The following is a 16,370-nucleotide window of genomic DNA, read 5'->3' as shown; positions in this document are numbered from 1 at the left end:
TGATCAAGGAAGGATCTGAATGATTTCTTCGTCCGGCGTCACGATCTTGACCTCCTTGAGGCCGGGAATGTCCCAATTGTGAAATTGGGGCGCGATCGATGACAAGTCGCCGCGCCACTCTTTCAGATCAATAATCACACGCTGCGTCTGTTCTCTTTGAACTTTGTCTTCAACATAGCTCCATGCATTTCGTGTGCTTGTCGCCGGGTTCGGTGAATAGCAGTCGAACACGCGGCCCTCGATTAAATAGTCCGGTTCTTTTCCTGGGTCTCCATGGTCGTCGTGGTTTTGGCGAGCTTGGGCTACCTCTTCCGAGCTGGGGTTCTGATGAGTCACATATCCTTTGGTGGCGAGAAGGTCGGCTATCGCATTCTCTCGGCCGATCGATCGGCGCCCTTCCTCGCCCTGTCCCGGCTCGATGATCGTCCGTTTCCCTGTAGGAACGCCATCTGACGGACCTGTGGGATGCGTCGTGGTCGGATCAACCGGATACCGGGCGTGGGAGGGGGCGCTCTTACCACGCGAACGTCCGCGCCCACCGGCATGTGCCGCGCCGTCCTGTCCCTTCGAAACGCTTCGCGGGCCAGGACGGTTTCCCGACGAGCCGCTGTGTCTTGTTTTATTCGGGCGCGCCATCGTTGGATCAACTGCCGACCAGGTGGGAGAGGTTGGTGAGGCTGGTGGTCAGGGCTGTCGTGTAGCCGGCGATTCGGGCGGCCCACTTGGCGACCGCTACCACGATCTGGGCGGCGATCGCCGGGATGGTGATGACTGCCATGGCTTCGAGGGACCAGACGATCACTCGGGCGACCAGGTCGGTGATCAGGTCGCGGACCACGTCCCTGGTGAACCTGACCAGGTTGCCGGCGGCCTCGGTGGCGGCGGCCATCGCGGAGGCGGTGCCGCTCAGGATGCCCAGCGCGGCCACGTTGTGGGACATCATCGACGCATAGGCCGCGGCTGCGGTGCCCTGCCAGTCCGGCAGGTCGCCGGTCATCGCGTGCCGCAGGTCGGAGGCGGCGTCGTCCAGGGACGTGGCGATGTTCTGCCAGGTCGCCGCGTGGGCGGTGACCTTCTCCGGCGCGCCGGTCAGCTCGTCGAGCATGTGACGAAGCGGCTCGAAATACTCCATGGCCCAGCCGAGCCCGTTGGCCAGCAACGAGCCGAACGGGTCGATCGCGACCGACGCCAGGCCGGCTCCGGTGGCAGCCCCGGTCAGGAGTCCGTCCACCCAGTCGCCGCCGCGGATGGTGGCCACCAGGTCCGCCATGTCCCCGATCGCCGTGGCCCCGACCGCGGAATCCGGTGCCTCCGGAGCGGCCACCAGCGAAGTGCCGGCCGCCTCGGGTGCCTCCGGAGCGGCCTCCAGCGAAGTACCGGCGGCCCCGGATGCCTCCGGAGCGGCGGCCAGCGAAGTGCTGGTGGACCCGGGTGCTCCCGGGGCGGCCGCCAGGGAAGTGGCGGCGGAGTCCGGCGGCTTCGGCGGGGCTCCAGGGAAAGTGGTAGCGAAGCCGGGTGACTCCCGAGCGGCGACCGGGGACGTCATGTTCGGCCGCCTGCGGTGCGGATGGTGGCGGCGGAGCGGTGGTCGGTCGACTCGTAGTCGGTGGCCGCGGACTCCAGGTCGTCGATCAGGAACTGGAGGTTCTCGGCGATGTAGTCGGTGAGCTCCTCCTGGCGGCGGTGGCGGGCGGCGAGGACGGCCGGGAGCCAGCTGCACAGCATGCCGAACGCCGCGTCGTCCCGCGTGATGGCGGAGCTGGCGGCTCGGACAGTGTCGAAACGGTCCTGGAAACCGCGCAGCCTGCCGGCGTGGCGACGCAGCTGGGTGGCGTCCACCAGGAGCTGCTCCGGCGGGATCACGGCCGGGCCGGGGCGGTGGCGCCGGACACCATGGCGCGGATGGCGGCCGAGTCGGCGCCGACCGTGTCGACGATGATGGCGACGGCACGGTCGGAGGCTCGGCGGCGGGCCTCGCTGATCGTGGCCATCACGGTCCGCGACAGCGTGTCCGGGTCGTGCAGCGCCAGGCGCGGGCCGAACCGCAGGTCCAGCAGCACCCCCTGGGCATCCACGGTGACCTCGACCAGGCGGCGAGGGTCGCTCATGGTCACCCGGAGGGTGGCCAGCCGGGCGCTCATCGTCCGCGTCCGGGTGACGAGTCTGTCGATGTCTCGCTGCCAGACGGCGATCCGGTCGAGCGCCATGCCCGGCTCCAGCAGGGGTTCCACGTTCGAGGCCATGCGAGGCTCCTTCAGTACGGCGATCGCGGCGCGCGTCGAAGGCGACGGCGACCGCGGAAGCGGGTCGGAAGCGACGGCTACCGCGGAAGCGGGTCGGAAGCGACGGCGACCGCGGAAGCGGGTCGGAAGCGACGGCGACCGCCGAGGCGGCTCCGAGGGCGACGGCGACCGCTGAGGCGGGTCCGAAAGCAGAGGGCGACCGCGAACGAGCACACCGAACGACGGCGGCGACCGCGGAAGCGGGTCCGAAAGGGGTCAGGCTGGCCGGCCGGAATCGACGCTAGGCGATCAGCGAACCCGCCGAGCGGAAAAATCCGTGCCTGTGGATAACTCAGCCGCAGCCGGGAAGCTGCTGCTTGGTCCAGCGCTGCAGGCCGGCCTGGTTGACCACCACGACCTCGTCCGCCTTCTTGCACAGGTCGGATCCGACGTCATCGAACACGGCGTCGAAGTAGTCCCGGCCGGCCGCATGCGGATAGCCCGCCGGCGCCTCCAGGTGGAGCCACACCACCCGGGCGCTGTTCGGCGGAGCGCTTTTCTGCAACTCGGCCAGCGCGCTGCGCACATTGGCCGCCACCGAATCGCTGCTCACCGATTTCGCCTGAATGGCAGACGGCGGTTTCCCCGGCGCGTGGACCAGCACGTCGGCCCGGTACTTCTTGCCGTCCAGCACCTCGACGCCGTCGAGCGCCACCCGCGCCGCCGGATCCTGCCGCAGCATCCCGGCGGCGATCTGCAACTGTCGTCGCGACCCGAGTTTCTCGTGCACCGGCGTGCCGGGCGCCCCGGTGTCGTACTCGAAGATCAGGTTCGGCAGTTTCGTGTAGAGGATCTCCGGGTTCTCCAGGCGGCCGGACCGGACCAGTTCACCGACCTCCGGCAGGGCGCGGTAGGTCACCGCGTTCTCCATCGCCTGGACCGCCTTGTCCGGGTCGAAACGGGCGGCCTTGCGCATCCCGTCCAGGGCCAGCAGCGCCGTCGGCATCTGGCTCGGATCCAGCCCGCTCAACAGCTCGGACCGGCCGACGACGATGCCGTCCTCCTGCAGCCGGCGCATCACTTTCAGGTTCGAGCCGTGCAGTTCCTTGCTGAAGACCTCGGCGCGATAGTCGGCGGAGACGTCCTGGTTGGTCGGCGCCGGGTTCGGGAAGCTCATCGTCGCGGTGGTCGCGCTCGCACCCGGCTGCACGATGCCCAGCGATCTCACCTCGGTCTGCGGCATTCCCGGCGACACCGAGGCGATCACCGACGCCTCACCGGACGCGTTTCCCTTGTTGGTCACCGTCACCGACCAGGTGCAGGTCGCTGTCCGGCAGGTGCTCGCGTTCACCACCACGTCGAATTTCGGCCGTTTCACCGCTGTTTTGTCCTCGGCCACGGTGTCGCCCGGGAACGGGGTGGCCTTGGCGTCGCCCGGCGGCGGATTGACCAGCACGCTCACATAGGGCGGGGTCGGCGGCGCCATGTCCGACGACTGGTATGTGAACGCGTTTCCCGGCTGCAGCGGCGCGATCGGGGCCCGCTCCTGGGTCGCCCCGCCGAACCACAGCAACCGGTGCGGCGCCGCGCGGGTGAACAGGAACGTCCAGCCGTCCCGGCGCAGGCCGACCACCGGCTGCCCGGCGACCGAGGTGACGTCCGGGGCCGACGCCCCGTCGTTGCGCACCCAGTCGATCATGCCGGCCAGCGAATCGGGTTCCAGCGCGGCTGCTTCGATGGGGAAGGCGAGCGCTTCCGGGCGTACCCAAAGGCCTTTCAGAGCCCCGACCCGGGCGGCGTCGCGACGCGCCCACCAAGCCTCGTCCCCGCGGACCGCCGTGTCCTCGCCGGAGGCGAGATAGTCCGCTTTTCCGCCACCGGCGTCGGTCAATGTGCCGTGCGCGGTCCCGCCGGCCGTGACCGTCAGATCACCGGTGACGTCGACGCCGGTCTGGTCGAAGAAACTCACCTTGAGCGACGCCGCCTTCTGGCCGCGCAGAGCGGTCGCGGCCTGCGCCGCGGCGTCCATCGCGCTCGGCGATCCGGCCGGCCGGGTGCGCAGATAGACCAGGCCGCCGCCAGCGGCCAGGGCCAGCAACAACGCGATGCCGATCCACAGGAAAGCTCGCCGCGGCGCGTCCGGCGCCGCTTCCCGCACAAATTCCGGCTGGGGTACGGGCAACGCCGGCGCCGGCGCGGGAACAACCATCTGCGGTACGGGCGGCGGCGGGCCGGGCGGCGATTCCCAGGCCCCGGGCGGCGGCGCCGGAGCCGGCGGATGCTCGGGCGCGCGCTCCCGTGGAGAAACAGTTTCCGAGCGCTGCCGCGGAATGGACGGACGCTGCCCGGGAATGGGCGGCGCCTGCGGGGAAGTGAAAGCACGCTGCCCCGAAGTGAGCGGCGCCTGCGGGGGAGTGAAAGCAGGCTGCCCCGAAAGCGGCGGCGCCTCGGGGGGACCGGACTGGCGCTGCCGGGAAACTGGCGGCGGCTCCGGGGGACTGGTCGGTCGCTGCCGGTGAGCCGGCGGGGCCTCGAAGGGAGCGCCGGCGAACGGCGGCCGGCGCGGCGGAGAAGGCGAAGCCGGTGGCGGGGTGACGGGCTGGGTCGCAGCCGGCGGCGGGGCGAAAGGCGGCGGGGTGACGGGCTGGGTCGCAGCCGGCGGCGGGGCGAAAGGCGGCGGGGTGACGGGCTGGGTCGCCGCCGGTGGCGGGGCGAAAGGCGGCGGCGTGACGGGCTGGGTCGCCGCCGGTGGCCGGGCGGAAGGCGGCGGGGTGATGGGCCGGCCGGCGGCCGGCGGCGAGGTGGCGGGCCCGGCGGCGGGCGGCGGGCGGAACACCGGCGGATCGCGCGGCGGCGGAGTGACCAGCGGCGTCACCGGCCGCGGAGCCTGCGGCGGCGGCGTGATCGGCGCCGGAGCCTGCGGGGGAGGGGTCAACGGTTCGGGGCGGCGCGGCGCCGGGGCGACGGGCTCGGGCCGGCGAGGCGGCGGAGCACTCGGATCCGGGCTGCGCGGCGGCGGCGTGCTGGGTTTCGGCGCTCTCGGCGGAGCGCCGGCGGCCCACGGATTGGCCAGGCGGGACGTCGTGCCCCGGGGCGGATCAGCAGTAGCGGGCCAGGGCTCAGCAGGAGCGGGCCCCGGCCCCGGAGAAACGGGCCGGCCGGGCACCGAGGACGAGCCGGGCGGCGCCACCGAACCGGGTGAAGCGGGCGCCGCATGCCAAGCCGACGACGGCGGCGGAACGGGCGGAGCGGACGACAAGGGCGGAGCGGCAGACGGCGGCGGAGCGGCCGGCGGGGGCGGGTCCGGCGGGCGGCCCGGCACGGTGCTCTTCCGATGCTTGCCCGACGACCGGATCACCCGGGTGCCGGACGGAGCGGGCGGCGACGGCTGCGGAGACGGCTCGGGCGGATCGGCCGACGACGGCGCCGGCTCGCCCTTGCGAGGCGGCGGCGTGTCCCACGGCCCCGGGCTGCGTGCCCGCTCCGCGTCGTCGCGCTCCGGATCCATCCAAACCTCCCCTCCGTGACCGGACGGGACGATATTAGTGACGACGACCGACAACCGCCCAGCGATTCACTTTTCTGGCACGTTCGACAAGCCGTGCGGGGTCGCCCGAGCCGGGTTAGGGTCTCTTCCCATGGGCGTCCGCACCTGGATCGAGGGCTGGCCGGTCTACCGGCAGCTCACCGGCACCGACCCGCTGGGTCGCGGTGCCGCGGCCCAGAGCGACCGCTCGCGCGCGCTGACCGCCCGCACCGAGACCGCCGACTCGATGGCCCGCTCGGTCTGCCCCTATTGCGCGGTCGGCTGCGGCCAGCGGATCTATGTGAAGGACGGCGAGGTCACCCAGATCGAGGGCGACCCGGACAGCCCGATCTCGAAGGGCCGCCTGTGCCCGAAAGGCTCGGCCAGCAAGAGCCTGGTGACCAGCGACCGCCGGCAGCGGACCGTGCTCTACCGGCGGCCCTACGGCACCGACTGGGAGGAGCTCGACCTGGACACCGCGATGGACATGATCGCGGACCGGGTGCTCAAGGCGCGTGCCGACACCTGGGAGGACACCGACGACGAGGGCCGTCCGCTGAACCGGACGATGGGCATCTCCAGCCTCGGCGGCGCCACCCTGGACAACGAAGAGAACTACCTGATCAAGAAGCTGTTCACCGCGATGGGCGCGTTGCAGATCGAGAACCAGGCGCGCATTTGACACTCCGCCACCGTCCCCGGTCTGGGGACCAGCTTCGGCCGTGGCGGGGCCACCGGATTCCTCCAGGATCTGGCTAACGCCGACTGCATCATCATCCAGGGCTCCAACATGGCGGAGGCCCACCCGGTGGGTTTCCAGTACGTCGTGGAGGCGAAGAACCGCGGCGCCAAGGTGATCCACATCGACCCGCGGTTCACCCGGACCAGCGCGCTCGCGCACTCGTTCGTGCCGCTGCGGGCCGGCGCCGACATCGCCTTCCTGGGTGGGGTGATCAACTACATCCTCAGCAACGAGAAGGACTTCCGGGAGTACGTCGTGGCGTACACCAACGCGTCCATGATCGTCAGCGAGGAGTTCCAGGACACCGAGGACCTGGACGGGCTGTTCTCCGGCTACGACCCGGAGACCCGGTCGTACCACCAGGGCAGCTGGGCCTACCGCGGCCAGGGCGAGGACGACTCGGTCCAGGACCACGGCGAGTCGCACGTCGACCGGGAGACCGCCTCCGGCCTGGAGCAGGAGTCGCACGGCCCGCCGGTGCCCGCCGACGTGCCCCGTGACCCCACGCTGCGGGATCCGCGCTGCGTCTACCAGATCCTCAAGCGGCACTACGCCCGCTACACCCCGGAGATGGTGGAGCGGGTCTGCGGCGTGCCGCCGGAGAAGTTCCTCGAGGTGTGCGAGGCGTGGACGGCGAACTCCGGCCGGGAGCGGACCACCGCGCTGGTCTACTCGGTCGGCTGGACCCAGCACAGCGTCGGCGTGCAGTACATCCGCACCGGCGCGATCATCCAGCTGCTGCTCGGCAACATGGGCCGGCCCGGCGGCGGGGTGATGGCGCTGCGCGGGCACGCCAGCATCCAGGGCTCCACCGACATCCCGACCCTGTTCAACCTGCTCCCCGGCTACCTGCCGATGCCGCACCACCGGCAGCACGAGACGTTCCGGCAGTGGGTGGACGCGATCCGGCACCCGGAGCAGAAGGGCTTCTGGGCCGAGGCCGAGGCGTACGCGGTCAGTCTGTTGAAGGCCTACTGGGGTGACGCCGCGACCGCGGAGAACGACTGGGGCTTCGGCTGGCTGCCCCGGCTCACCGGCGATCACGGTACGTACCAGCAGGTGCTCGACATGATCGACGGCAAGATCAAGGGGTACTTCCTGCTCGGCCAGAACCCGGCGGTCGGCTCCGCGCACGGCCGCGCGCAGCGGCTCGGCATGGCGAACCTGGACTGGCTGGTGGTCCGCGACCTCTTCATGATCGAGTCGGCGACGTTCTGGAAGGACAGCCCGGAGATCGCCACCGGGGAGATCGTCCCGGAGGAGTGCCGGACCGAGGTGTTCTTCCTGCCGGCCGCCTCGCACGCCGAGAAGGAGGGCACCTTCACCCAGACCCAGCGGCTGCTGCAGTGGCGGGAGAAAGCCCTGGACCCGCCGGGCGACTGCCGCTCCGAGCTGTGGTTCTTCCACCACCTCGGCCGGATCATCCGGGAGAGGCTGGCGGATTCCCCGCTGCCCCGCGACCAGGCCTTGCTCAAGCTGAAGTGGGACTACGACCCGGACGACGGCGAAAGCGTGCTCAAGGAGATCAACGGCTATCAGGTGGCCACCGGCGAGCCGCTGCCGAACTTCACCGCGCTCAAGGCCGACGGGTCGACCGCTTGCGGATGCTGGATCTACTCCGGCGTCTTCAAGGACGGGGTGAACCAGGCCGCCCGCCGCAAGCCCGGCTCGGAGCAGAACTGGGTGGCCGCCGAGTGGGGCTGGGCGTGGCCGTCGGACCGCCGCACGCTCTACAACCGGGCGTCCGCCGACCCGCAGGGCCGGCCCTGGTCGGAGCGGAAGAAGTACGTCTGGTGGGACGCCGAGGCCGGCGAGTGGACCGGTTACGACGTGCCGGACTTCGAGAAGACCAAGGCGCCGGACTACCGCCCGCCGGAGGGCGCCAGCGGCGTCGCGGCGATCGCCGGTGACGACGCGTTCATCATGCAGGGCGACGGGAAGGGCTGGCTCTACGCCCCGGCCGGCCTGGTCGATGGCCCGATGCCGACGCACTACGAGCCGGCCGAGTCGGCGGCGCGCAACCCGCTCTACGGTCAGCAGGCCAACCCGACCCGCAAGGTCTACGACCGGCCGGACAACCCGGCGAACCCGATCTCCGACGTGTATCCGTACGTGTTCAGCACCAGCCGGCTGACCGAGCACCACACCGCCGGCGGGATGAGCCGGCAGCTGGCGTACTTGTCCGAGCTGCAGCCGGAGATGTTCGTCGAGGTGTCCCCGGCGCTGGCCGCCGAGCGCGGGCTCACCCACCTGGGCTGGGCGCACATCGTCACCGCGCGCGCCGCGATCGAGGCGAAGGTGCTGGTCACCGACCGGCTCCGGCCGCTGCGGATCGAGGGCCGGCGGATCCACCAGATCTGGATGCCCTACCACTGGGGCAGCTCCGGGCTGGTCACCGGCGACTCGGCGAACGACCTGATCGGGATCACCCTGGACCCGAACGTGCTGATCCAGGAGAGCAAGGTCGGCACCTGCGACATCCAGCCGGGGCGCCGGCCGGTGGGGCCGGACCTGCTGGCGTACGTCGAAAGTTACCGTCGCCGGGCGAAGGAGCGCTGAGTGGGAGAGAACAGCCTCTACGGTCCGCTCGACCCGGCGCCGGACGCCGGGTACCTCGACGCGCCGCCGCGGATGGGTTTCTTCACCGACACCAGCGTGTGCATCGGCTGCAAAGCCTGCGAGGTCGCCTGCAAGGAGTGGAACGCGATCCCGGACGACGGGTTCGACCTGCTCGGACACTCCTATGACAACACCGGCGGCCTGTCCGCGAACTCCTGGCGGCACGTGGCGTTCATCGAGCAGCCCGCGGTGGACGCGCTGGCCACCGCCGAGGCGGGCGACGACTTCCGCTGGCTGATGGCGTCGAACGTGTGCAAGCACTGCACCCACGCCGGCTGCCTGGACGTCTGCCCGACCGGGTCGCTGTTCCGCACCGAGTTCGGCACCGTCGTGGTCCAGGAGGACATCTGCAACGGCTGCGGCTACTGCATTCCGGCCTGCCCGTACGGCGTGATCGACCAGCGCAAGGACGACGGCCGGGCGTGGAAGTGCACGATGTGCTACGACCGGATCGGCGACGGCCTGACTCCGGCCTGCGCGAAGGCCTGCCCGACCCAGTCCATCCAGTACGGCGAGCTGGACGAGCTGCGCGAGCGGGCCGGGCACCGGGTGGCGGCACTGCACGAGCAGGGCGTCGCGAAAGCCCGCCTCTACGGGCACGACCCGGCGGACGGGGTCGGCGGGGACGGCGCGTTCTTCCTGCTGCTCGACGAGCCCGAGGTCTACGGCCTGCCGCCGGACCCGATCGTGCCCACCCGGGACCTGCCGGAGATGTGGAAACGCGCCGGCTGGGCCGGGCTCGCGATGGTCGCCGCCGTGGCGGTGTCGTTCCTGGGAGGGAAGTCGTGACCGATTCCTATTACGGGCGGCCGATCGTGCGGCCGGCCGTCTGGCGGCACGACATCGCGGCCTACCTGTTCACCGGCGGGCTGGCCGCCGGGTCGGCGCTGCTGGCCGCGGGCGGCGACGCCACCGGCCGCCCGGCGCTGCGGCGCGCCGGCCGGCTGACCGCCCTCGGCGCGCTCGGCGCCAGCACGTACTTCCTGATCAACGACCTGGGCCGGCCGGAACGTTTCCACCACATGCTCCGGGTCGCCAAGCCCACCTCGCCGATGTCGGTCGGCACCTGGATCCTCAGCGCCTTCGGCGCGGCCGCCGGCGCCTCCGCCGCCGCCGAGGTGGCGCCGCGCATCCCGGGGTTGCGGCCGCTCGGCCGGGCCGGTCAGTACGGCGCGGCCGCCCTCGCCCCGGCCCTGGCCACCTACACCGCGGTGCTGCTCGCCGACACCGCCACGCCGAGCTGGCACGAGGCGTACCGGGAACTGCCGGTGATCTTCGCGGGCAGCGCGCTGGCCAGCGGCGCCGGGGTGGGGCTGCTCGCCGCGCCGGTGGCGCAGGCCGGGCCGGCCCGGCGGATGGCGGTGCTCGGCGCGGCGCTCGAGCTCTACGGCGCGCACCGGGTCGAGACCAGCAAGGGCATGTTGAGCGAACCGTACGCGCAGGGCCGGCCCGGCCGGCTGCTGCGGGCCGGCCGGGCGCTCACCGCGGCCGGGGTGGCCGGGGCGGTGCTCGGCCGCCGCAGCCGGGTGGTCTCCGCGCTGTCCGGCCTGTCGCTGCTCGCCGCGTCGGTGGCCACCCGGTTCGGGATCTTCGAGGGTGGCGTGGCGTCGGCGCGCGACCCGAAATACACCGTGGTCCCGCAGCGGGAGCGGCTTAACCGCCATTCCGGGAAAATCGCGTAAAGCTCGCTCTGAGCTGCATTTCTCCGGGGATACCCGGCGGGAAACTCCCTAGCGGCGGTTCGGTACGCTGCGGTTCTGGTCGATGGATTGCCCGTCGGCGACGGGGAGGCAGGGGCGTGGCGGATCGATGTTGTCGCGTCGAACGACATTGATCATTCTCAACATGTGGATGTTGTCTTGAATGTGACCATTCGCGCCTGTTGATCTTCTAACCCGTAGAACATTGTCCGCACGCCTTCAGCTCGGGGGACCACCATGACCCAGCCGCAGTCGGGATGGCAGCCGCCGCAGCCGCCGTCCGGTGACGGGCAGCCGCCTCAGGTGCCGCATCAGCCGCAGCCCCAGTCGGCATCCGCCCAGGAGCCGCCGACCACACCGATGCCGTCCGGCGACAAGGCCGAGCCGGCGACCACCCCGTTGCCGGCGGGTGGCCGGGCCGAGCCGGTTGACAAGACCGAGCCGGCTGAGCAGGCCGAGCCGGTCGTCAAGTCCGAGCCGGTCGTCAAGCCCGAGCCGGTCGTCACGGCCGAGCCGGCTGACAAGGCCGAGCCGCCGACCACGCCGATGCCGGCGGGCGAGAAGATCGAGCCGACTCCGGCCGCGGACCCGCACGCCGAGCCGCCGACCACCGCCTTCCCGCCCCCGCCGGCCTGGACCCAGCAGCCGCCCACCCCGGAGCAGGGCTGGCCCCAGCAGGCCCAGCCGGGCTGGCAGGCCCCGCAGCAGCCGGCTCCGCAGCAGCCGGGCTGGCCCGCCCCGCAACAGCCCGCCCCGCAGCAGCCGGGCTGGCCGCAGCCGCCGCAGCAGGCCCAGCCGGGCTGGCCGCAGCAGCCCGCGCAGCCACAGCCGGGCTGGCCCCAGCAGCCGCCACCGCCCCAGCAGCCGCAGCAGGGCTGGCCGCCGCAGCAGGGCTGGCCGCAGCCGCCCCAGCAGGCCCAGCCGGGCTGGCCCCAGCAGCCGCAGCAGCCGCAGCCCGGGTGGCCGCAGCAGCCGCAGCAGGGCTGGCAGGCCCCGGCGCCGGTGGCCCCGGCCCCGCCGCGAGAGCCGAAGAAGGCCGACCGGATCGCGGTCGCGCTGGCCAACGCGTCGTTCCTCAGCATCGGCTACTTCATGATGCGCCGCGCCGGCCTGGGCCTGCTCACCCTGCTGGTCAGCTTCATCCTGCTGTTCTTCGTGGTGCCGTCGGTGCACACCGTGCTGATCGAGATCGTCGCGGTGCTCTGGTGGATCGCGATGATCGTGCACGGCTGGTTCCTGGCCAAGGGCCCGGTCGAGCCGGCCGTCAAGCTCCGCCAGCGGATCGTCGGCGGCGCGGCCGCCGCGGTCGTGCTGCTGCTCCTCGGCCTGCTGCGGGTGCAGGCCGGCGGCATCGGCCAGGCGGTCACCGACGCCAAGGCCAGCGGCGACTGCAAGCACGCCGTGGAGAACCTGGACAAGGTGTGGCTCGGTCTGCGGATGGCGGACGCCCCGCTCGCGGCCGAGGGCGACGACACGGTGAAGGCCTGCCGGCAGCTCACCGAGGCCGGCGAGAAACTCAGCACCGGCGTCACCGAGGCCGACGTCACCGAGCTGAACAACGGCTTCGGCCAGATCACCACGGTGCTGGCCACGCTGCCCGGGCACGAGAAGATGGCCGACGCGGTCGTCGACAAGTTCATGACCCAGCTGCCGGCCAAGGACGCCTGCGACACGGTCGCCATCACCGAGTGGCTGGCCGAGCGGCCCAAGGCGAACAACACCCTGGACCGCACCGCCGACCTGGTCGCCCAGCACGAGCCGACCGCGCTGCTCGGCTGCGCCGACTCCTACATGGCGGCCAGCGAGTGGGTCGACGCCCGCGGCCGGTACCAGCGGTTGCTCACCAAGTACCCGACCGACGCCGGCAAGGCGCGGGCGGAGGCCGGGATCGCCAAGGCCAACCTGGAGATCGAGCTGAAGACGGTCAAGGAGCGGCTGGCCACCGGCAGTGGCAGCAGCCTCCCGACGTACTGCGGAAATCCGGCGAAGTACAGCGCCGCCAAGCCGTACGGCAAGGGCACCAACCGGGCGCTGTTCTTCGGCAACTCCGGCCAGTCGAACACGCTGCCGAAGGGCTGGGCGGGCACCGACCCGACCAACGCCTCGCTGGTGGTCTGCATCGGCCCGGACACCCAGGGCGCCTCGGTGCAGACCTGCAGCTACCGCAGCAACTTCGGGTCCGGCCCGAGCTACAAGGTGACCTTCCACAAGGTCAAGGTGGCGGTGAAGGGCATCGAGATCCGGACCGGCCGGGTGGTCTTCAACAAGACCATGCAGTTCGGCGGGTCCAGCTGCCCGTCGACGGTGCGCTACCAGACGACGTTCGGCTCCGACCTCGGGCCGCCGCGCCACATGGACGTCGACGTGAAGGCGGCCGACGTGCGGGCCGAGTTCCAGAAGCTGATCGTCAAGTAATCGCGTGACGGGAGCGCCACCCGGCCGGGCAGGATGGCCGGGTGGCGCTTTCCCTTTGCACCGACCTGTCCGCCGCCGGCTGGCTGATCGACGACGACCAGCCGTGGGGCCGGCTGCTCACCCTCGGCCCGGCCGGTTTTGCGGCCCACGCCCGGCTGCGGTTCATCCCCGACCCGGCCTACCCGGGTCAGCACGAGGCGGACGTGCCCGCCGTCGAGACGCCGCCCGAGATCGATCAGGTGCGTACCGTGCTGGCCACGCTGGCCCGGCACACCGGCACCCCGGACGACTGCTATGTCTGCGTCTGGGACGGCTGGGGCACCGAGCTGGCCGCCCCCAAGGTCGTCGTGCCGGGCCGTGCCTACTACCTGTTCCGCGGCGCGCTGTCCGACCTCGATCAGTGGGATGACGCGCTGCCCGACCCGGCGTTCGTCTGGCCGGCCGACCGCGCCTGGTGCCTCGCTGACGACGTCGACCCGCATTGGGCCGGCATCGGCGGCAGCGAGGCGGCGATCGCCGACGTGCTCGCCACCCCTGGCGTCGACACCGTCCGGACCACCCCCGACGAGCCGGTTCCGGCCTATCGCTGACCGATACAGATCAAGACCGGTTTTCGGTACGGGGTGAGCGCTCACCCCGTACCGACAAGTGGTCCTCAGCGGATCGTGAGGGTGCGGCCCTCCTGTGCCGGGAGCAGCTCGCCGATGATCGGATAGCCCGGGACCTCGCCGGCGATCAGCAGGCCGCCGGACGTCTGCGCGTCGGCGAGCAGCAGCAACTCGTCCTCGTGGAGCGTGCCGAGGTCGGCGTGCGGGCGGACCCAGTCCAGGTTGCGCCGGCTGCCGCCGCTGACGAAGCCGTCGGCGAGCGCCTTCCGCGCATCCTCCAGGTAGGGCACCGCGGCCGCGTCGACACGGGCGGTCACGCCGCTGGCCCGGGCCAGCTTGTGCAGATGGCCGAGAAGCCCGAAACCGGTCACGTCGGTGGCGCACGTCGCGCCGGCCGCCAGCGCGGCGGCCGAGGCGTCCCGGTTCAGCTCGGTCATCGCGGCGACGGCCTGCGGGAACACCTCGCCGGTCCGCTTGTGCCGGGAGTTCAGCACGCCGATGCCGAGCGGCTTGGTCAGGGTGAGCGGCAGGCCGGGGCGGCCGGCGTCGTTGCGCATCAGCCGGGCCGGGTCGGCGACGCCGGTGACCGCCATGCCGTACTTCGGCTCCGGATCGTCGACGCTGTGCCCGCCGGCCACGTGACAGCCGGCCGCGCGGGCCACCTCCAGGCCGCCGCGCAGCACCTCGGCGGCCAGCTCCATCGGCAGCACGTCGCGCGGCCAGCCGAGCAGGTTCACCGCGACGACCGGGGTGCCGCCCATCGCGTACACGTCGGAGAGCGCGTTGGCGGCGGCGATCCGGCCCCAGTCGTAGGCGTCGTCGACGACCGGCGTGAAGAAGTCGGCGGTGGCGACCAGGGCGGTGCCGCCGGTGATCCGCACGACCGCGGCGTCGTCCCCGCCGTCCAAGCCGACCAGCAGCTCGGCGTTGGCGACCGGCGGTGCGGCGCCGCCGGTCGGCGACGGGCCGGTCAGTCCGGAGACGATCTGCTCCAGCTCGCCCGGCGGGATCTTGCAGGCACAGCCGCCACCGTGCGCGTACTGCGTCAACCGGATGCTCATCCAGGCACTGTCGCACATGTCGCAGGTGGCGCAATCCGGACGATCGGTTACGGTGATCACGGAGGCGTTCAGGCGGCTGGTGCTCCTCGCGGTCTTCAACACCGACGTGACCCGGTATCCGGGTCAGGCGGGTTCGATTCCCGTCCGCCTCCGCCAGCACGGTGGCTTGCGCGAGCCGGCACGGGAGGTCGAGGTGGATCGGCGGCGGGAGGTTCCGCGGACCGACGCGGTGCTGGCCGATCCCCGGCTGCAGGCGGCCGCCGAGCGGCTCGGGCGCGACCCGGTCAAGGCCGCCGTCCGTGTCGCGCAGCAGCAGGTGCGCACCGGCGAACTGGCGCCGGCCGAGGTCGCGGACGCGGCCGTGGCGGCGCTGCCGGCGACCGCCGGCGGGCTGCGGCCGGTGCTCAACGCGACCGGCGTCGTCCTGCACACCAACCTCGGGCGGGCCGCGCTTTCATCCGCAGCGGTCGATGCGATGGTGGCCGCGAGCGGGCACACCGACGTCGAACTCGACCTGGACACCGGCAAACGCGCCCGCCGCGGCCGGACCGCGCTGGCCGCCCTGGCCGCCGCGGTCCCGCGCGCCGAAGCGGTGCACGTGGTCAACAACGGCGCCGCCGCCCTGGTGCTGGCCGCCACCGCGCTCGCCGCCGGCCGCGAGATCATCGTCAGCCGCGGCGAGATGGTGGAGATCGGCGACGGCTTCCGGCTGCCCGACCTGCTGGAATCGACCGGGGCACGACTGCGCGAGGTGGGCACCACCAACCGCACGTCGCCCGCCGACTACGCGGCGGTGGTCGGCCCGGCGACCGGCTTCATCCTCAAGGTGCACCCGTCGAACTTCGTGGTCCGCGGCTTCACCAGCGCCGCGGAGATCCCGCAGCTGACCGGCCTCGGCGTGCCGGTCGTCGCGGACATCGGCTCCGGCCTGCTGGCGCCGGACCCGCTGCTGCCCGGCGAGCCGGACGCGGCCTCGACCCTGCGCGCCGGGGCCGACCTGGTCATCGCGAGCGGCGACAAGCTGCTCGGCGGCCCCCAGGCCGGCCTCCTGCTGGGGACGTCAGCCCTGGTCGAGCGACTGCGGCGGCATCCGCTGGCCCGGGCGCTGCGGGTCGACAAGCTCACCCTCGCGGCGCTGCAGGCCACCGTGGCCGGCCCGGTGCCGCCGACCTGGCAGGCGCTCCGCTACGACCTCGACGAGCTGCGCGACCGCACCACCCGGCTGTGCCGGCGCCTCGGCCTCGCCGGGGCCGAGGTGATCCCGTCGGTCGCGGTCGTCGGCGGCGGGGGCGCCCCGGAACTCCAGCTCCCGTCGTGGTCACTGTCGCTGCCTTCGACGTACGCCGAACCGCTCCGCCACGCGGACCCGCCCGTCGTCGGCCGGGTCGACCAGGGCCGGCTGCTGCTCGACCTGCGCTGCGTGCCACCGTCCGCGGACGAGCCGCTGCTCCGCGCGATCCTGGCCGCCGGGCGCTGA

The 16,370-nt window shown here is 72.2% G+C and carries 12 protein-coding genes, 1 tRNA gene and 1 pseudogene; 8 read left to right on the top strand and 6 right to left on the bottom strand.

Translation table 11 applies throughout. The features are described 5' to 3' along the window. Positions 1 to 3: 3 nt before the first annotated feature. The 5 genes from BJY16_RS42680 to BJY16_RS42660 form a co-directional block, all read right to left on the bottom strand. Positions 4 to 636 (bottom strand): CdiA C-terminal domain-containing protein, encoded by a 633-nt coding sequence (locus BJY16_RS42680; RefSeq protein ID WP_185045391.1) that lies wholly within the window; start codon positions 634 to 636, stop codon positions 4 to 6. A 7-nt stretch (positions 637 to 643) separates the two neighbouring features. After that, positions 644 to 1,270: a WXG100-like domain-containing protein gene (locus BJY16_RS42675; protein ID WP_239176695.1), complete on the bottom strand. Its 627-nt coding sequence runs from the start codon at positions 1,268 to 1,270 to the stop codon at positions 644 to 646. 272 nt (positions 1,271 to 1,542) lie between these two features. Beyond that, complete coding sequence (locus BJY16_RS42670) at positions 1,543 to 1,839, bottom strand: type VII secretion target (RefSeq protein ID WP_239176693.1); 297 nt, start codon at positions 1,837 to 1,839, stop codon at positions 1,543 to 1,545. Between the two features lie 20 nt (positions 1,840 to 1,859). After that, positions 1,860 to 2,243, bottom strand: coding sequence for a YbaB/EbfC family nucleoid-associated protein (locus BJY16_RS42665; RefSeq protein WP_185045389.1), 384 nt, complete (start codon positions 2,241 to 2,243; stop codon positions 1,860 to 1,862). 331 nt (positions 2,244 to 2,574) lie between these two features. Next, on the bottom strand, positions 2,575 to 4,380 hold the full coding sequence (locus BJY16_RS42660; protein WP_185045388.1) for a hypothetical protein: 1,806 nt from the start codon (positions 4,378 to 4,380) through the stop codon (positions 2,575 to 2,577). 433 nt (positions 4,381 to 4,813) lie between these two features. Here BJY16_RS42660 and BJY16_RS42655 point away from each other — a divergent pair, with 433 nt between their 5' ends. The 6 genes and pseudogenes from BJY16_RS42655 to BJY16_RS42630 all read left to right on the top strand — a co-directional run bounded on the left by BJY16_RS42655 (position 4,814) and on the right by BJY16_RS42630 (position 13,814). Beyond that, positions 4,814 to 5,749 carry a hypothetical protein gene (locus BJY16_RS42655; protein WP_185045387.1) on the top strand — a complete coding sequence of 312 codons (936 nt, stop codon included), beginning with the start codon at positions 4,814 to 4,816 and terminating at the stop codon, positions 5,747 to 5,749. Positions 5,750 to 5,860: 111 nt separating this feature from the next. Beyond that, positions 5,861 to 9,037, top strand: a pseudogene (gene fdh / locus BJY16_RS42650) (formate dehydrogenase); the annotation flags it as partial. Between the two features lie 12 nt (positions 9,038 to 9,049). Further along, on the top strand, positions 9,050 to 9,898 hold the full coding sequence (locus tag BJY16_RS42645) for a 4Fe-4S dicluster domain-containing protein (RefSeq protein WP_185045385.1): 849 nt from the start codon (positions 9,050 to 9,052) through the stop codon (positions 9,896 to 9,898). After that, positions 9,895 to 10,791, top strand: a complete 897-nt coding sequence (gene nrfD, locus BJY16_RS42640) for an NrfD/PsrC family molybdoenzyme membrane anchor subunit (protein ID WP_203758824.1) — start codon at positions 9,895 to 9,897, stop codon at positions 10,789 to 10,791. The genes BJY16_RS42645 and nrfD overlap by 4 nt, the downstream gene beginning before the upstream one ends. Before the next feature lie 255 nt (positions 10,792 to 11,046). Further along, positions 11,047 to 13,224 (top strand): tetratricopeptide repeat protein, encoded by a 2,178-nt coding sequence (locus tag BJY16_RS42635; RefSeq protein WP_185045384.1) that lies wholly within the window; start codon positions 11,047 to 11,049, stop codon positions 13,222 to 13,224. Between the two features lie 41 nt (positions 13,225 to 13,265). Further along, positions 13,266 to 13,814, top strand: a complete 549-nt coding sequence (locus BJY16_RS42630; RefSeq protein WP_185045383.1) for a hypothetical protein — start codon at positions 13,266 to 13,268, stop codon at positions 13,812 to 13,814. A 65-nt stretch (positions 13,815 to 13,879) separates the two neighbouring features. Here BJY16_RS42630 and selD read toward each other — a convergent pair whose 3' ends face one another. Then, complete coding sequence (gene selD / locus BJY16_RS42625) at positions 13,880 to 14,893, bottom strand: selenide, water dikinase SelD (protein WP_185045381.1); 1,014 nt, start codon at positions 14,891 to 14,893, stop codon at positions 13,880 to 13,882. A 60-nt stretch (positions 14,894 to 14,953) separates the two neighbouring features. On the opposite strand from selD, the gene BJY16_RS42620 reads away from it, so the two are divergent. Next, a tRNA-Sec gene (locus BJY16_RS42620) sits at positions 14,954 to 15,049 on the top strand. A 37-nt stretch (positions 15,050 to 15,086) separates the two neighbouring features. Beyond that, a complete protein-coding gene (selA, locus tag BJY16_RS42615) occupies positions 15,087 to 16,370 on the top strand; it encodes an L-seryl-tRNA(Sec) selenium transferase (RefSeq protein WP_185045379.1) in 1,284 nt (427 codons plus the stop codon).

This window comes from Actinoplanes octamycinicus (assembly GCF_014205225.1).
GTDB lineage: Bacteria > Actinomycetota > Actinomycetes > Mycobacteriales > Micromonosporaceae > Actinoplanes > Actinoplanes octamycinicus.
The sequence above is the reverse complement of the archived record's forward strand: the minus strand, read 5'-3'. Positions and strand labels throughout refer to the sequence as shown.